This is a genomic window from bacterium (assembly GCA_013360215.1).
Lineage (GTDB): Bacteria > CLD3 > CLD3 > SB21 > SB21 > JABWCP01.
Genome location: JABWCP010000001.1, coordinates 315621 through 331654, shown reverse-complemented (window position 1 = coordinate 331654; position 16034 = coordinate 315621). Strand labels below are relative to the sequence as shown.

General features: G+C 47.4%; 17 protein-coding genes and 1 pseudogene. 4 read left to right on the top strand and 14 right to left on the bottom strand.

The genetic code is table 11. The features are described from left to right. Positions 1 to 253 precede the first annotated feature (253 nt). Genes HUU58_01475 through HUU58_01465 form a run of 3 tightly spaced genes read left to right on the top strand, consistent with a single transcriptional unit; the run spans position 254 to position 3932 of the window. Positions 254 to 1198, top strand: a complete 945-nt coding sequence (locus HUU58_01475; protein ID NUN44325.1) for a hypothetical protein — start codon at positions 254 to 256, stop codon at positions 1196 to 1198. Then, entirely contained in the window at positions 1177 to 2460 is a 1284-nt protein-coding gene (locus tag HUU58_01470; GenBank protein NUN44324.1) for a glycosyltransferase, read from the top strand. The genes HUU58_01475 and HUU58_01470 overlap by 22 nt, the downstream gene beginning before the upstream one ends. After that, a complete protein-coding gene (locus tag HUU58_01465; protein ID NUN44323.1) occupies positions 2445 to 3932 on the top strand; it encodes a polysaccharide biosynthesis protein in 1488 nt (495 codons plus the stop codon). The genes HUU58_01470 and HUU58_01465 overlap by 16 nt, the downstream gene beginning before the upstream one ends. Here HUU58_01465 and HUU58_01460 read toward each other — a convergent pair. The 14 genes and pseudogenes from HUU58_01460 to HUU58_01395 form a co-directional block, all read right to left on the bottom strand. Then, positions 3913 to 5058 (bottom strand): glycosyltransferase family 4 protein, encoded by a 1146-nt coding sequence (locus tag HUU58_01460; GenBank protein ID NUN44322.1) that lies wholly within the window; start codon positions 5056 to 5058, stop codon positions 3913 to 3915. The genes HUU58_01465 and HUU58_01460 overlap by 20 nt on opposite strands. After that, entirely contained in the window at positions 5055 to 5741 is a 687-nt protein-coding gene (locus HUU58_01455; protein NUN44321.1) for a DUF3047 domain-containing protein, read from the bottom strand. Before HUU58_01455 ends, HUU58_01460 begins: the two co-directional genes overlap by 4 nt. Further along, the gene (locus HUU58_01450) at positions 5738 to 6640 is read right to left on the bottom strand and encodes a hypothetical protein (GenBank protein ID NUN44320.1); all 903 of its coding nucleotides are present in this window, start codon (positions 6638 to 6640) and stop codon (positions 5738 to 5740) included. Before HUU58_01450 ends, HUU58_01455 begins: the two co-directional genes overlap by 4 nt. Next, positions 6637 to 7047, bottom strand: a complete 411-nt coding sequence (locus HUU58_01445) for a hypothetical protein (protein ID NUN44319.1) — start codon at positions 7045 to 7047, stop codon at positions 6637 to 6639. The genes HUU58_01450 and HUU58_01445 overlap by 4 nt, the downstream gene beginning before the upstream one ends. Positions 7048 to 7098: 51 nt before the next feature. Then, positions 7099 to 7424, bottom strand: a pseudogene (locus HUU58_01440) (multidrug efflux SMR transporter). Between the two features lie 3 nt (positions 7425 to 7427). After that, positions 7428 to 8195 carry a sterol desaturase family protein gene (locus HUU58_01435; protein ID NUN44318.1) on the bottom strand — a complete coding sequence of 256 codons (768 nt, stop codon included), beginning with the start codon at positions 8193 to 8195 and terminating at the stop codon, positions 7428 to 7430. A gap of 4 nt (positions 8196 to 8199) precedes the next feature. Beyond that, entirely contained in the window at positions 8200 to 9105 is a 906-nt protein-coding gene (locus HUU58_01430) for an N-acetylneuraminate synthase family protein (protein NUN44317.1), read from the bottom strand. Positions 9106 to 9125: 20 nt separating this feature from the next. After that, positions 9126 to 9629 carry an HAD-IIIA family hydrolase gene (locus HUU58_01425; protein NUN44316.1) on the bottom strand — a complete coding sequence of 168 codons (504 nt, stop codon included), beginning with the start codon at positions 9627 to 9629 and terminating at the stop codon, positions 9126 to 9128. Then, positions 9623 to 10432, bottom strand: a complete 810-nt coding sequence (locus tag HUU58_01420) for an SDR family oxidoreductase (protein NUN44315.1) — start codon at positions 10430 to 10432, stop codon at positions 9623 to 9625. The genes HUU58_01425 and HUU58_01420 overlap by 7 nt, the downstream gene beginning before the upstream one ends. A 44-nt stretch (positions 10433 to 10476) precedes the next feature. Further along, positions 10477 to 11826, bottom strand: a complete 1350-nt coding sequence (locus HUU58_01415) for an aminotransferase class III-fold pyridoxal phosphate-dependent enzyme (protein ID NUN44314.1) — start codon at positions 11824 to 11826, stop codon at positions 10477 to 10479. A gap of 16 nt (positions 11827 to 11842) precedes the next feature. Further along, positions 11843 to 12766 carry a transketolase gene (locus HUU58_01410; GenBank protein NUN44313.1) on the bottom strand — a complete coding sequence of 308 codons (924 nt, stop codon included), beginning with the start codon at positions 12764 to 12766 and terminating at the stop codon, positions 11843 to 11845. Positions 12767 to 12864: 98 nt separating this feature from the next. After that, a complete protein-coding gene (locus HUU58_01405) occupies positions 12865 to 13722 on the bottom strand; it encodes a transketolase (GenBank protein ID NUN44312.1) in 858 nt (285 codons plus the stop codon). An 8-nt stretch (positions 13723 to 13730) separates the two neighbouring features. Continuing rightward, on the bottom strand, positions 13731 to 14537 hold the full coding sequence (locus tag HUU58_01400) for a glycosyltransferase family protein (protein NUN44311.1): 807 nt from the start codon (positions 14535 to 14537) through the stop codon (positions 13731 to 13733). Then, positions 14525 to 15610, bottom strand: a complete 1086-nt coding sequence (locus HUU58_01395) for a hypothetical protein (protein NUN44310.1) — start codon at positions 15608 to 15610, stop codon at positions 14525 to 14527. The genes HUU58_01400 and HUU58_01395 overlap by 13 nt, the downstream gene beginning before the upstream one ends. A gap of 124 nt (positions 15611 to 15734) precedes the next feature. Between HUU58_01395 and HUU58_01390 the strand changes: the two genes are divergently transcribed. Then, the gene (locus HUU58_01390) at positions 15735 to 16013 is read left to right on the top strand and encodes a hypothetical protein (protein ID NUN44309.1); all 279 of its coding nucleotides are present in this window, start codon (positions 15735 to 15737) and stop codon (positions 16011 to 16013) included. The last annotated feature ends 21 nt before the right edge of the window (positions 16014 to 16034 follow it).

Genomic DNA, 16034 nt, shown 5'->3' with positions numbered 1-16034 from the left:
TTGTCATAGTATTTGCTACGCAAAGAGTACGCCGAAATGAATCAAAAATCGTGTTACGGTGATATTAGAAAGTAGGCTTTTTGTGAACGATGTATTATGCGCCGGTAACGGATAGATGAAAAAAAATGTTCATGCCATGCGGTGCTTGCATGCGCAAGAAAAATCTTGCGGCGCTTGCCGTTGTATTGGACTATTTTGTTATTTAGATGATTTGCATTGAAAGGAAACAGATTCAAAATATGAGGAGCAGCAGGTGAACAGAGAGGGATACGTATTTCATTCATACGGGGATGAAAAATACGTGTGGCATGCACTCACGGCGATTCATACGATTCGGCGTTACGATGTGACAAGGCCGGTTGCGTTGATCGCTTCGGAGTCGCATTTGGCTGAGGCCGCAAAACACGCGTCGGAGCTGAAGATTACGATTATGGACCGTCTTGCGGACGAGCACAGTTCCATTGTGGGGTTCAAACATCATATCCATCAGTATTTGCCGTTTGATCGCAACTTGTTTTTAGACAGTGACATGATTTGTTGCCGCAATCCGGACCGTCTATGGAAAACACTGTCGGGCTATGAATTTACGATTACCGGGAATCTCCGCGCGGATCATTTTTTTGGCGCGGCCAAAGATTTCGGCGTACTTGCCGATATTTTTCTAAATCGAAGACGACGAACGATGGGTCGCTTTGGAATACGATATTTGCCGCGTATTCAGTCGGGTATGATCTACGCAGCGAGTGCAGAACAAACCGAACGCGTATGCCGGGAAGCACAGGCAATGCTTGCAAGAAAGCACGAGACACACTTTCAAAGCCGGCTTTATGAAAGAGGTCGGGCTTTGGAGTCGTGCGAATGGAGCTTTGCCATCGCAATGGCACGATTGGGGATTCCATTGCTTCCATGGATGAATGGATATGAAAGTCCACAAATGGATTATATTGCTTCTTGGGTCGAGCATGATGCTGATTTTCAAAACGTTCAATGCCGTTATTATACCGATCCGCAAGTCCATCGCTTGTGCGGCGTGCAAAACGAATCCCTTCAACATTTACTACTAAATCTGCATACCATCTGGCCGGGAAAATCAGATGTTATGAGCGTATGTCCGTATTGGCTTCATTTTGGTTGGATGCATCAGAAAAAACCATTCTATGAATTTTCGGAGAAGTTGTGGCATCGCAAACCGTCATGAAAAAAGACGCACATCGCATACTTATGATAGCGCCATATTTTCCACCAAGAAAGAGGGTGGGGTCCCAGCGTCCGTATCGAATGGCCGTGCGGTTGAAGTCATTGGGTTGGCAGCCGGCAATCGTAACCATCGATTCTTCATCGCGATTGGGGGAGGAAGAGATAGCCTTGCTGGAGGGCATACCGATACTTTCCCTGAAAACTCCTCTCGATCGCACCACATCAGGGACAAATCATGGGGCTTCTTATCGTATAGAAGAGACATTTTCATTTATAGCTCGGTGGTTTCCGATTGATACATGGCTACCTTTGCTGTGGTTGCATCGTCGGTCGGTCATAGCCTACGCACGTCAGTTTAATCCTGATGTTGTATGGAGCACAGCTGATCCATGGTCTTCGCATTGGTTGGGACGCACCGTTGCAAAGGCCTTACGGGTAAAGTGGGTAGCGGATTTTCGCGATCCCTGGATGCTATGCCCGGTGCGCAATCAGCGCAGAAGCAGGCTGACGCAAGTCTATGACCGCAGGATAGAACGCCGATGGATTAACGATGCTGATAAAATCATTTTTACGTCGTGTGTTACCGAGGAGCGATATCGCTTATTTTATCCGGCTAGCGCGTCCCGCATGTCCACTATTTATAATGGTTTTGAGAATATGGTTTATGAAGAAATGACCCAGCGTCCGCATAAGTCATCAGCGAATGAAATTCGTATCGTTTTTTTGGGTGCATTTCGATGGTTGTCCCCGGCCATTCCCGTAATAGCCATGCTCAAACGCTTAAAAGAAATCAACGACGGAATAAACCCGTCGGTTAAAATAATTTCTTTTGCACCCCTGACGGATCAAGACCGTATATTGGCGGAATCCGCTGGCGTTTTGTCGCATTTTGAGGTGCACAAACCCGTCTATGGTAATGCCATGCTTGATGAACTGCTAACCTATGATATTCTCCTTGTAAGCGCCTCGGAAATGCGCAATGACATTATTCCAGCGAAACTGTGGGACTACATGCCGATAGGTCGTCCGGTGTTGTCGCTAGCGACGAATTCTGAAATCAGCCATATCTTGCATGATACCGGCATCGGCATCCAGCTGTCGCCGCAGGACGCGGCTGATGGCCTCTTTCAAATTTTGCAAGGCGCGGCTATCCATCAGCTTCTAAGATTCAATCCGCGGATTGAACAAATAAACAAATATTCCTCTGAGAACGGCGCCAGTAAGCTGGCAGAACAATTAAGTACATTATGTCATCTGCATTAGGAAAAAAGGCATTTGTCGTAACCGCTGCCGGCATTGTGACTACGGGTATTGATCTTTTGACAGCCATTATCATCGTTCGGTTGCTGGATAAATCTGATTTTGCCGTGATGAGCTATTTACTTATGATTTTTCAGGTAGGTCGCTTTATTGCGACCATGGGTTTTCCGGACAGCATTTTTTATTTTTTTGAACGAACTGAAATTCAGGCACGCCGCGCTTTAGTCCTTCAGACTTTCACTATTGTAGGGCTGATGGCATTGGTCGTAGGGCTCGCAATAGGCTTTTTGCCCTTGATAATAGAGTCGTTTCTCAGTGCAGAGTGGGAAAAAAGTCAGATTGAATATCTAAAACAGTTTTTGCCCTGGATGTCTCTTGTTATGATTCTGGAGGTTCCGACATGGCCGGTAACCAATATTCTTATTGCGTTCGCTCGAACAACTTATGCAGCATGGTATCAGATTATTACCAGCATCATGACGCTTTTGGCTTTGGCAGTCCCGCTGATTCTTAAATTTCCATTGTCCTATGCTATTTATGGGCTTGCCGCATATGCCTTCATTCGTTTTGTCATGTCATGGTATCTCATGGACCTGATTTTGCCTCCCGATCGTGAGTCCTTGGCCAAAGGATCCGTCATAGCGCAGATCCGATTTTCCGTTATCATCGGCTCGGCGTCGTTGATCAGCCGTTTCAATAAACATGTGGACAAATTTATCGTGGCGGCGATTTTAACACCGGTGGCTTTGGCGGAATACAATATTGGAGCGCAAGAAATTCCGATCGTTGCGGTGATACCTTATGCGGTGAGTTCGGCACTGATCGGTCAATTTGTACGTCATATTATGGATGAAGATCGGCAGCGTTTAACGGCATTGTGGCATAGTGCAATACGCAACGTGACGATGATCGTCGTCCCGATTACGATTTTTTTTATCGCTTCAGCCCAAGATTTCATTTGCCTGATGTTTGGCTCGTCCTATATGGCGTCTATTATTCCATTTCAAGTGTTTTCTTTGATCGTGCTTCACCGTGTCACATCCTATGGCGGCGCGTTGCAGGCATTCGGTGATAAAAGAGGAATTTTGTTCCTGTCGTTATTTCTCGTACTCACAAACACCTTATTGTGCGTTCCGTTTACGTATTGGTGGGGTATTACAGGGACAGCTGTGGCCGCCTGGCTGGCCAATATGGCCGCCTGGTGCATGGCGTTGCGGCGAATCGGAAATCACATGAAGTTGCCGTTTTACAAAGTCATTCCTTTCCATCACTATCTGAAAGTACTGATCTTGGCGGCGCTGTCAGGGCTGGCAACTTGGTTTATACGCTATAGAGTATTGGATGCTTCGCAGCATGCATCAGGGTTTGTGATTTCCTTCGTCATTTATGCGATTGTATTTTTTTTGTTAAGCTGGAAGTTTGGTTTGGTTCACCGGGAAACGATCAGACGTGCATTCATTGCGCTCGGAAAGTGAAATCACGAGTTTTGGATTTTTTACTTTGCAAAACGTGTGAATAAATATCTTCGATCTTTTGAACGGTCGTGTCAATGGAAAAACCGAGTTGTTCGATGCGTTGGCGTGCTTTGACGGAAAGGCTCTTCATTTTTTCTGGCGCCCCAAGTAAATACTTCAAGTGTAGTGCAAGCGCTTGGACGTCATTTTCATCAAACAATAGGCCGTCCGTTTGGTGCCGGATCACTTCCGGAATCGCCGCGTGTCGGGAAGCGACAACCGGTAAACCGGAAGCCATCGCTTCAATAAGCGTATTAGGCAATCCCTCTTCATCGCCATCGCGTGCACGCCGGCTTGGCACAATCATGATATGATTTTGATGTAACGCAAGGCGTATTTGCTCATTGCTTACCAAGCCGTGAAAAGAAACGCGATCCTGCAAGCTCCGTTCCCGGACCAAGGACTGCAACGAAGACAACAATGGACCGTCTCCGTAGAAGTGCATTTCGAACGGTATGCCGTCTTGTTTTAGTATCTGAGCAGCTTGAAGGGCGGTCGAAAACCCTTTTTTTTCCACCATTCGACCGACCAACATGATCCGATTTCCATGCGGTCGTAAATGATGAATAAAACGATTTAGATCTAAGCCGAAATAAACCACGGATATTTTGTCGGGCGGAAACCGGAGCTGAATCAGCTGATCACGCATATGCGAAGATAGTGCTATACTATGGTCCGCATGCGCCGCGAGTCTTGCGTATCGCCGTTCCCATCCAAATTCTCTGGGAAGTCGTGTGACGTCCGATCCGTAGAACCCAACGATCAACGGTGTTTTTGTTTTTTTGGATATTTGTACCATACGGTATGCATCTAACCCGAAGTGTGCATGGATGATATCCGGTTTTTCATCCTCAAATATTCTATCCAGAAATCGGGGTGTCCGATTGAGCATCAATTCATAGCGATTGACTAATCCCGTCATACCATCTTTTGGCATTACATACGTTCGGATACTGTTGGCAAGCGTTCGGCGATTAGCGCAAGCGCAAATAGGCTCATAGGTCTGGTGGCCGGTAACAAGTCGTTCGATAAACGTCTCTGATGGATTGAGAAAATTTGTCTTAAAGTGAAGAACCTTGGGCTTCATAAGCTGCCTATGGAGAAATCATCATAGTCGCCAATGGCCCATGTTTGCGTATCATCGGCATCGCTTAATAGGAGGAGAGAGATCGGATCAGGAACTTCAGCATGTCCGAACAGGCTTTGATAATCGTCTGAGATCGAACGCGTGACGTTGATCCACTGGCCGAGGTCTCTGTTTCCCGAGGCAATGACCACGATCTTCTGACGCCCGGAGGATTTTGTAAGTATGGTTCCGATAGGGAGTGTCGAACTCCATACATAACGAATGACCTGCGGCGGCCTTACCCAATTTCCTTTGTCAAAAACAACATACACGCTCAAAACGGCATCATTTTTTTCATCCAAGGCTTCATTGGCTCCTATCGGAAGTTTCCATGCACGCCACCGCCACGTCAATACGGGATATTTCTTAATTGACCAATGTCTATCCTTGACAAAGTGGAACGCGAGGTGTTTTGCGTGGTATCCATTGTATCGTAAAAATTGGTTGCCGGGCTTTTCCGACAGAACTTCGTATTGGTAACCTCTGCGAAGATCCGCGCTATAGGAATTTGGACGCCCTGTACCGTCGCGATTATACCAGCGGGCGGGAATACCGCCGAGTGCATCGGATTCAAAATCTTCAACAACCAGATTTTTTTGCATCGGCCAAAATGCCAACAATAACCACACGACAATAAATATCATACGGATGCATTTTTGTTAAGGATTTTGCGACTCCCGCTTACTTTTGAGATGTAGTCTAATATTTTGTTTTTCCAAATCGGCCAAGGTAAACCTAAAATAAGGAGTTGCAAAATGAAGGAGTCAAAGCGGATATTCATGGTAAGCGATATGCCGGTGTGCATGGCCACAAGCAAGAGGGTGATGTACGGGCGAAATCGTTTCCACCAAATAAGGAACCCCAGCAATTCCGCAGTGAGACCGAAACCAAGCATCAACGTACCTGCACTGTGATGTGTCAAAACCATTTGCTGAAGCGGATTAGCTTCGTAAATGCCCGTGCGGGCGATTGTGTCTATTTTTTTCTCTGCGATCCACAGAGCGAGGTGCATACCATCAGGCCAAAAAACGCCGGTGGCAATCAGCTTGCATAGCGCGGCGGATACATATCCCAGTCCGATAAAAAAAACAGTCAGTCCCAGTGCCATGCGTCGTCTTTCGCCGTCCTGGCCGCAAGACGCATAGGCTACAGCTAAAGCCAGAACACTCAGACCGATGAAATTAGCGCTATGCCCGATTTCACCCATCGCATCGCGCGCTACGAGTAATAAATGCAACAGCACAAGAATTATTGCATGGGCGTAGCGATGCGCGCGTCCCAAAAAAATGAGAAAGGCCAATGTCGTTATCACGATAGCAAATAAATGCGGAATCATGTTACCATACATGAAGTCTATCGGCACGTGCTGCGCGATACCTAGTGGGTGTATATTGTCGCTTATTTGGCGAATGTAATCAGCCCAAGACCAGGCATAATAAATGCTGCCCGATAAAACAAAAAATTCGAATAGGCGAAAATGAAATTTCTCGTCGTTATCCGACGCATACCACGATTGAAATAGTAGCGCTGAAAGTTGATTCATGGAGTGACCTCGAAAACGGAGCTATCGTTGAAGAGCAGTAGTGGTACAGCCTGAATACGAATTCCATCGATGGTCTTCTGGCCATCAACTCGCATAACAAGCCATTGCTGCGAACTCGGTCGCGATTGTAACAAATGAGATAATGCTTGAAGGCGTTGCGGTGTCCAATGCGTCGTATGGCGAACAAAATCGGCAACGTCAATGGCTTCGACACCATAGGCATCCAACGCAATCGGGAATCCCGGCAATTCATCAAGTGCGTAATAATCATTTGAAGGCGCGGCCTCTACTTTCCTTATCACGATGCGTTGCCAAGGTTGTCCTGCTTTGGAGAACATCGGAAAAATAGAAAATGGCCAAAATTCGCCGTCATGGGTTGCAACGAGCAGTACAAAAACTGATATCACGAAAATTAGAATATTCCGTCGTTTCACATCGATGGCGTCCATGGTTTTGGCCTATGGTTTTTGTGGAGAAGTAAGTTGCAAGCCGACAATTCCAAATACGATTAATCCGACGAATGCGACTCTTATCCAGGAAGTCGGCTCTTTGTATACAAGAACACTCGTTAGCGTCGTTCCCGTTACGGCAATTCCCATCCAAATGGCATACGCGGTTCCTACGTGCATGGTTTTAAGTGCTTTGCTCAAGAAAAAGCGGCTAATAACCCGAAAACAGCGTAACCTATCATCGGGATCACGCGTGTGAACCCCTCGGATAAACGCAGGCAAATAACCCATCCTATTTCTAAAACACCGGCAATGAGAAGATAAATCCAAGCCATCACTTACGACTTTCTGAATGCATAAAGGAACTGCCTAAAAAAACCATTCGGAAAATGTGAATGATCCAAACCATACGCTTCGGGCTTTCGATCTTTCGGAAAAAATGCGGTACCGAACATCCAATCCCACATGGCCAGCTTTGTAGAAAAGTTTTTGTTATACGCCTGGGTATCATGGACAGCATGATGCCAGCGATGCATTTCAGGACCGTTGATCAAATATTGCAGACGTCCTGACTTAACGTTGATATTCGAGTGAATATACATTCCCCAGATCGCGTCAATGGCCGCCTTCCAGACGATGATCTCCGGTGAAGCGCCAAGTAAAACGATCGGCGCAAATTCTATCGTTTGGTTAATCAGAATTTCTAATGCATGCGATCGCATACCCGAGACCCAGTCCACACTGCGTGCGGAGTGATGTGCTTCATGAATGCGCCAGAGTATCGTAATGCGGTGTTGCCAGCGATGAAACCAATAAATATAGAAATCGTGAAGTACCAGGAAAAATGCAAGTTGTCCTAGGAACGGCCATGCTAAGAAGAATGGGATGTGAATTCTGCCGCAAACAGTATCCAACCAGCCAATTATGGCGGATATCACGAGGCCGAGAATGAAACTTTGAAAAGCGTTGTAGTAAAAGAAATCCGTCACTAGTTCCTGCCGAAAAAAATGCTGCCGTGCATCGTAGGGCTTGATTCTTTCAAGGCCAATAATGATCACCGCGCCGACAAGTACAAGTACGGTTGCTGCCAGGCTGGTATTAGACATAGGACTAGACAGCCTTTTGACTAATAGCGGACGCCGGCACACGTCTTAGTTTCTGCATAGGTGAAATTTCACTCATATAGACTTTCTTCACGCCGTCGCCGAGCGCTTTTTCGATATCGCGAATGTCACGCACGAGATGGTGCAATCCGATAATTTCGACCGAAGCGGCTTGATCGGTGCCCCACATGGCGCGATCCAGTGTGATATGCCGCTCGACAAAACAGGCACCCAGACTCACGGCCGACCATGTCGGCGTCAAGCCAGTTTCGTGCCCCGAGTAACCGACAGGGATCGTAGGATATTTTTCACGCAGCGTTTGAATCATACGAAGATTTAGCTCTTCGGCTTTACAAGGATAGGCGGAGGTCGTGTGTGCGATCAATAACTGTTCGTGCGGAACTGTCGCGACCGCGGTCTCAATCTCATGGATGGTTGACATCCCTGTAGAAATAATAATCGGCTTTCCGGTTTTTTCCAGGCGCTTCAGCAATGCGATATCCGTCAAGCTTGCGGAAGCCACTTTGTAACACGGCGGATCAAAATGGTCGATAAAATCGACGGCTTCTTCGTCCCAACAAGATGCGAACCAGTCAATCCCTTTTTCCCTGCAATAAACATCAATTTGCGCGTACTCTTGCGACGTAAACTCCATACGATTACGGTATTCGATGTAACTCATGCGTCCCCACGGCGTATCGCGCTCGCTGTACCACTGATCTTTTGGTACGCAAAGTTCAGGTGTTCTTTTCTGAAATTTAACCGCATTGCACCCGGCAAATACGGCACCGTCAATCATTTTTTTGGCTACGTCGAGGGAGCCATTGTGATTGATGCCTATTTCCGCGATTACATAGACGGGGTGCCCGTCGCCAACGGTTGATTTACCGATTTTGACTTCTCGCTTGCGCATGACATTTCACTCCGATTGGTCTATGGTTTGTATTCTATGATTAGCTCAGCCAGCTCGCGGAAGGCACCCTGGCCGCCGTTGTGTCGGCACCAATAATGTGAGACATTGATGACCGGCGGCATGGCATCGGCCGGGCATGCCGAAAAACCCACCGCGCGTAACACTTCAATGTCATTGAAATCATCGCCTATATAAGCGACTTCATCCCAGGTCAGGTTTCTTCTTTCAAGTATTTGAAGTAGGGTGTTGTATTTATCGGATATGCCTATGTGTAATTCTACAATACCGAGCTTAGCGGCGCGATGAGTGACGGAAACAGAAGTTTCTCCGGTGATGATTCCCGTCTCGACAGATCTCAGTTTTCGCAAACGATCCACGCCCATGCCGTCGCGTATTGAAAATCGCTTTGCCGCTTCGCCTTGATCCGTATAGTACACGCCGTTATCAGTAAGTACGCCGTCTACGTCGGTCAGCAATAATTTGATGGGCGCGATGCGTCCGCGCAGGGGCGCATTGTCTACCATATCGTCCATCCTCCGTCGACGACGAGGTTCGCGCCGTTCATATAGCCGGATGCATCACTCGCTAAAAAGATCAGCGCACCCTTATAGTCTGTAGGCCTTGCCATTCGTCCCATTGGCGTTCGTGCCGCGTACGAAGCGATAAAAAAATCATCTTGCCCGTTTTCTACGCCGCCGGGCGATAGCGCGTTGATGCGTACGCCCGTACCTCCCCAGTACGCCGCGAGATAACGTGTCATGGACAAGATGGCCGCTTTACTAACGGGATACGATACGGCCTTGTAAAAGGTTTGCTTTCCCTGCGCGTCCCGATATAACCGCTGATCCGGTGCCACGATGCCGTAGGTGGATGCAATCTGGATAATGCTTCCGGAACCGCGACGCGTCATCTCCGTTCCCAAAATCTGATTGCATAAAAAATTGCCGGTCACGTTGACGTCTATTGATTTTTTCCAGTGACTCAGTGCATAGTTTTCGAATTGCGACACGTCCGTCTTTGAAACGCTATGCTCAACGGCGTCATTGATGGCCGCGTTGTTGACGAGAATATCCAACTTCTGATATCGCTTTAGAGTTTCGTCCTTGAGAGTGCCGATCGAATCCGGATTTGTGATGTCGACGCCAATACCAAACGCTCCGGGGCCCAGCGTTTCGGCTAAAGCACGGCACTTGTCGCCGTCCAGGTCGCAAACGACAACCGATGCCCCCGCTTCGGTCAGGGCGCGGCAATGCTGTTGACCGAGCAACCCCAACGCACCGGTAACTATGGCCACGCGGCCTTGCAGTGAAAATAGATCAACTGGCATATTGGAAGCGGAAGATGTCATAGTGTTGTTAACGATCGGTTTAATTATTTCGTAGTAACATCCGGTTTTGTGAGTGATACAGCCGGCTTAGTGTTAAAATTTGTAGTTTTTCGAAATACCGGTTCGATGGGTAGTCCGGCAAGTTTTTCACGCACGGTATGATCACCGACGGCTTTTCCCAATATTTCCAGAGACTCCGCATAAGCCGCAAGTGTGGTTTGAATATCTGCTTCCGAATGACCATAACTCATATTGTGAAATCCGCCCCACAAGATACCGCGTCGAATCAACTCCTGTTGTAGCAATGATTTCATCTCAAGAGGGTTGCCGGCCGCTGGATCAAATGTCACCATACTTCGAAATGGCAAGCCGACGCACTTGGTAAAGGCTAAGTTCATGTCCTGTGCGATTTGGTTATAACCGTCTTTGATTTTTATACCCATCGACCTGAGATAAGACGGCACATCATGGATGCTCAACTCGGCCAGCGTTGCTTTGCAGGCCGCTAGGGAGAGCGCTTCACCGCCAAATGTCGTAAAGAAGAAAACATCTTTTTCTAGAAGCCGCATGATATCGGCGCGCCCCGTTAACACCGACAAAGGCATGCCGTTAGCGATAGCTTTGGAAAAGCAAGCGAGATCGGCATGGACGTCAAAATATTCTTGAGCACCGCCAATGGCGATACGAAAACCGGTCCACATTTCGTCAAAAATGAGCAGTACCCCGTGGCGATCGCATAATGCACGCAGTTTATGCAGAAAGTTGTCTTGAGGCTCTTCAAAAACGATCGGTTCGAGTATGACACACGCCGTGTTTTCGTCTATAGAGGCCTCGACCGACGCGATATCATTATACGCAAACGTGAACGACATCGCGCGTACCGCGTCAGGTATTCCGAGGTGACGGTCTGTCACGCCGATATACCAATCGTGCCATCCATGATATCCGCAACACAATACCTTGTCGCGCCCGGTATAAGCGCGGGCAAGTCGGATTGCGGCACTTGTTACATCGGCCCCGGTTTTACTAAATCGTACGCATTCGGCATTGGGCACCACGTCGTGTATTAACTCAGCGACTTCGACTTCCAATGGATGCATCAACGAAAAAGTGATTCCTTTTCTCAGTTGATCGGATATCGCGCGATCTACCGCAGGGTATGCATACCCGAGGGATAGCGGCCCTACGCCCATCGTCCAATCAATAAATTCATTTCCATCCACATCCCACACGTGCGCACCTTTTCCGCGATCGAGATATTTGGGGGCAAAACCGTTCACATATTGACCCGGTCCTTTGGCCAGCGTTTGCGTTCCCGCCGGAATAAGCGGCAAAGCTCTTTGATAGTATTTTTCCGAGTTCGCAATATTGAGGGGATGTGATGTCATGGTCATAGAGTGTTATTACGCGTTAATTTTGGTTATAACGAGTGAGAATACGCTGGGCAATATGTTCGCCGGTCATCCGTTCATGCTCGAGTACGTCATTGAGCAAACCAGGTTTGAACCAAGTCGGAAATGCGATAGATAACAGCGGGGGATACGTCATGGTCTCCTGAACCATAATTTCGGATAGAATGGTAGATAGCCCGCCCGTCTCAAAGTGATCTTCAACGGCTACCAAAAGCGATGTTTCACGCATTGCGCACAGCAGGGCTTCCTTGTCAATAGGTTTAAGCGTTCGCAAATTGATTAGTCGCACGGAGATACCTTCATCTTCAAGTATAGTCGAGGCTTGAAGGCATTCATTGAATAAAGCGCCGTATGTGCAAATAGCTATATCCGAACCGGTTTTGATGACTTCGGCCTTTCCGATGGCAAATTGATCACTATGTACATAATTGGCCGGTCGATGATTGTAACGGATATAAAACGGCCGTGGATCAGTCAATACCGTTCGAATGCCGATCAAAAGATCATCAATATCAGCGGGACAGAAAATACCGACGGGAGGAATAGTGCGCATGATGCTTACATCTTCGATGGCCTGATGGGTGGGCCCATTGGCGTCCGACAATATCCCGGGTATGTACCCTACCATTTTGACCGGGAGTGCTCCAATGCCAACATCCGTGCGAATGAATTCGAATGCGCGCATGGTAAGAAATGAAGCTAGCGCATGCGCGACGGGGATGCGTCCGCGCAATGCCAGACCGGCGGCCATACCGATCAACGTTTGTTCGGTGATGCCGGTATCTACAAAACGCGAACCGATGCGATCCGGTATTCCTCGAATCGGCGCTCGATTTTCTGCAGTTAGCGCCATAAACCGATTGTCTTGATGGACTAGATCGGTCAGGATATCTTCGTAGGTTTCATTGATTTTAATTTTCATGATGTGTAAAGATAACCTTCAATTGTAGCGCTAAGATTATGCCGATGTAGAAGTTTCTTTATGGAGAAAGCAGAAATGTTATCTAATCAACGTAATTGTTACCGGACCAATAAGGTGTCACTAGTTAGTTCCGCCGATTGGTTGGTATGAAGTTCATTGATCAACTGCTGTACCTCGTCATGAGAAAAATTGCAAAACCAACGATCCGCTCTCGCTTCGATGCTGGGGACGCCCTTGCCGCGAACGGTATGTGCAATGATGGCGGTTGGTTTACCATCTGCCATCGGAATACGGGCAAAGGTTTCCTCCATGGCCTCAAAATCATGGCCGTCAATAGAGGTTACGGAAAAATTGAACGCTGAAAATTTGTCTTCGAGAGGTTCTAGCGGAATTAAAGATTCAGTGCGCACGTTGGCCTGAAATGCATTGCGATCTACCAACAAGATCAAATTATCAAGACGGTAGGCCTGAGCCACCAAGCACGCTTCCCAAACCGATCCTTCGTTAAGTTCACCGTCGCCTAACGCCACGACGATTCGTGATGGTGACGAATGAAGCTTGCAATCCAATGCAACTCCAGCCGCGACGGAAATCAGGTGCCCTAACGATCCGCTGTGAAATTCGATGCCGGGGATGTTTCGGTTGGGATGCCAGTATATTGTGTCATGACTCGACAAGTGATTGCTAAGACGAGCGCGTGCGATAAATCCAAGTTCTGCCAGCGTCCCATAGAGAGCAGGGACATCGTGACCCTTGGATAGAAAAAAATAATCGCGATCCGGATCAAAGAGATTATCAATAGAGACATTTAAAAAGCGTGTATACAAGTAGACGATCAGATCGGTACACGACAAGGAAGCGCCGGTAAAACATCCGCCGTCGGTGGACATACGCAATATGTGTTCGCGCACATTTTGTGCGATGATGGGCAGTTCGTCCAGTGCGAGTCGGCGCATAACGATTCCTATAGAAAAGTTGGATTGGTGCTTTTGGAAGTGACTGTTTTCAATTCATCCAAATGATGACGATACCAGTTCACGCCCAAATAGCGTTGATTGATTGTGGCCAATTCTGGTCGGGTTTCAAGCAAAGTCAGAATTTGTGCGATAGTAAAAGGCACCTCGTCTTCTTTATATAAGGCGTCGTATATCCGGCAAATTAATTCGTAGTCCTCCGCATAGTCCAATGTCCAACGGTGCGACATGGAATAATCTAACCCCGATTCCCAAGCCACATTACCGATCCGAAATCGCTCGCGATTCTCCCAAAAAAACGGAGTCGTGTGTTCGCGTTCCATGGGACGGTGCGCCTCTTTCCATGCCGTGGTCAAAGCGGCAATGTTCATGATTTCGACGTCATTGCCATCCGGGTATGTCGCCGGATGCAAATTACTCACGTAGTCGTATTGATCGGAGTGTGCAAGATAGTATTCAATAACGCGATCAATGATCGCCGGATCAATCAGCGGGCAGTCGGAGGGAATTTTGACAACGGCTTGCGCACGATATAGGCGCGCAGCCATCAGATGTCGGTCTAAAAGATCGGTCGGATGTCCGCGGAAACATTGAATTCCTTCTTTTTGGCAAAAGAATTCTATCGGATCGTCGGACTCATTGCTGGTAGTAGCGACGATGACTGTGCCGGCATATCGACTAGATTGGATACGACGAACAATATGACCTAGAAGAGGCTGGCCGGCGGCATGGAGCAGAACTTTGCCTGGTAATCGCGTCGAGGATAACCGGGCTTGAACAATCGTTACGATGTGCATGATATCAATGTTTTATTCATGATCGAGGCTAACCGCTTTACCGCTTTGGCGTAGACGGAGCGTCCCGAACTAAGCAAAGCAGGATAGCGGGTTTTGCCGTTTGATTTTGGAGAACGATGAAGAACCGATTCGCAGATCAATGCGATACGGCGTGCGGAGTCGCCGCCGTTTTGCATCGGCGCCATCTGATGTAATGTGTCGTGATCAAAATATGAATGCACTTCCTTTCCGAATACAATCCCGGCATAAACCACGGTCGAATATTGGGTAATCAATACGTCGCAGTTTGCAATCATCGCCATCGTATCCCCGTCCGTATAAACCTTGGAACCGGGCGCGTAAGTTTCGATTTCGCGCTTCGCACGGGCAAAATTTTCATTGGGGTGCAATTTGAATATCAATGGCCGTCCGGCTGCGATCGCGACGCATTTGCGGATGAATTTTTTTCGGTTATCCAGTTTATAGGTTTCCCGAGCGTCCGAGGTCGCCACCAAAACAAAGTGATGATGCGGAAAGTTGTTTTCTGTGTGGCGCGCGAGATCATCGTAGTTTGGTATGCCGGTTACCGCTATTTTTTCAGGACGCACTCCTTTTCGTACAAAAAAATCTTTGTACCCCTGCGAGGCGACGCAGAACATTTCGTAAGAATCGGACAAACCATTGGTCGAAGTACTGGCCAGAAATCGGGGAAGCCGTAAGGTACGAACAAGATGATACATGAGATTCTCAGGGTCGGTCATGCCTTCCTGGACCAATACGATTTTTTTAGTGCGGATATTCTTTTGTATGATCAAATCGGAACATGTCACTACTAGATCATAGTCGTAGAGAAGGCCTTTGTAATCAACCGCTACTCCCATCCGACTAAAAAACTCTTCTGTTACTTTCTTATGAATCCCACCGATCGGCGTAAAATCAAGCATACCCGCTTTAGCAAAAAGATCAAGTACACCATCGCAATAGTGAGGGGTAAAATAACATTCGTAGTGCTTAAGATATTGGGAGATTGCGAACATCATCGTCGATTGATTGTAAGAACCTCCGATAAATAAGATTTTTTTTCTATGCAACATGACTCGCAGGTTTTAATGTGATCAATATCAGTAGCCAATTGGCCCCGACTGGATGTAATGATAGGAGGCAAATGTTAAATCATTATTTCGGATTTATTAGCATTGTGTCCAAAGATTTTACTTTATGATCAAAATCGAACCGAGTCATCGTACCCGCCGTGATTCACGCAGGTACTTCGAAACAGCAATTAGGTTCATTGTATCTGTTCATACGCGCGTATTGAATATGCCCTTCGTCATTTTTGACGTAAGCGAAGCAATATCGCCGCCGCCTTGGCGCTGTTTCGGTTTTTTGAAAAAAGGGAATGGTAATTTTTTGTCGGCAAGTCTCGGCGAAATGGAGGTGTATCAGAAGGAAATAATTGGGGGCGCGGTAACACCGTACGGCACGTTCGTCAAGTGATCATAGGAACGATGTCGCGGC

Coding starts and splice junctions, on each gene's coding strand:
- HUU58_01465 (NUN44323.1), top strand. CDS start 2,445: ATGTCATCTGCATTAGGAAAAAAGGCATTTGTCGTAACCGCTGCCGGC.
- HUU58_01460 (NUN44322.1), bottom strand. CDS start 5,058: ATGAAGCCCAAGGTTCTTCACTTTAAGACAAATTTTCTCAATCCATCA.
- HUU58_01455 (NUN44321.1), bottom strand. CDS start 5,741: ATGATATTTATTGTCGTGTGGTTATTGTTGGCATTTTGGCCGATGCAA.
- HUU58_01450 (NUN44320.1), bottom strand. CDS start 6,640: ATGAATCAACTTTCAGCGCTACTATTTCAATCGTGGTATGCGTCGGAT.
- HUU58_01435 (NUN44318.1), bottom strand. CDS start 8,195: ATGTCTAATACCAGCCTGGCAGCAACCGTACTTGTACTTGTCGGCGCG.
- HUU58_01430 (NUN44317.1), bottom strand. CDS start 9,105: ATGCGCAAGCGAGAAGTCAAAATCGGTAAATCAACCGTTGGCGACGGG.
- HUU58_01425 (NUN44316.1), bottom strand. CDS start 9,629: ATGGTAGACAATGCGCCCCTGCGCGGACGCATCGCGCCCATCAAATTA.
- HUU58_01420 (NUN44315.1), bottom strand. CDS start 10,432: ATGCCAGTTGATCTATTTTCACTGCAAGGCCGCGTGGCCATAGTTACC.
- HUU58_01415 (NUN44314.1), bottom strand. CDS start 11,826: ATGACCATGACATCACATCCCCTCAATATTGCGAACTCGGAAAAATAC.
- HUU58_01410 (NUN44313.1), bottom strand. CDS start 12,766: ATGAAAATTAAAATCAATGAAACCTACGAAGATATCCTGACCGATCTA.
- HUU58_01405 (NUN44312.1), bottom strand. CDS start 13,722: ATGCGCCGACTCGCACTGGACGAACTGCCCATCATCGCACAAAATGTG.
- HUU58_01400 (NUN44311.1), bottom strand. CDS start 14,537: ATGCACATCGTAACGATTGTTCAAGCCCGGTTATCCTCGACGCGATTA.
- HUU58_01395 (NUN44310.1), bottom strand. CDS start 15,610: ATGTTGCATAGAAAAAAAATCTTATTTATCGGAGGTTCTTACAATCAA.
- HUU58_01390 (NUN44309.1), top strand. CDS start 15,735: ATGATCAAAATCGAACCGAGTCATCGTACCCGCCGTGATTCACGCAGG.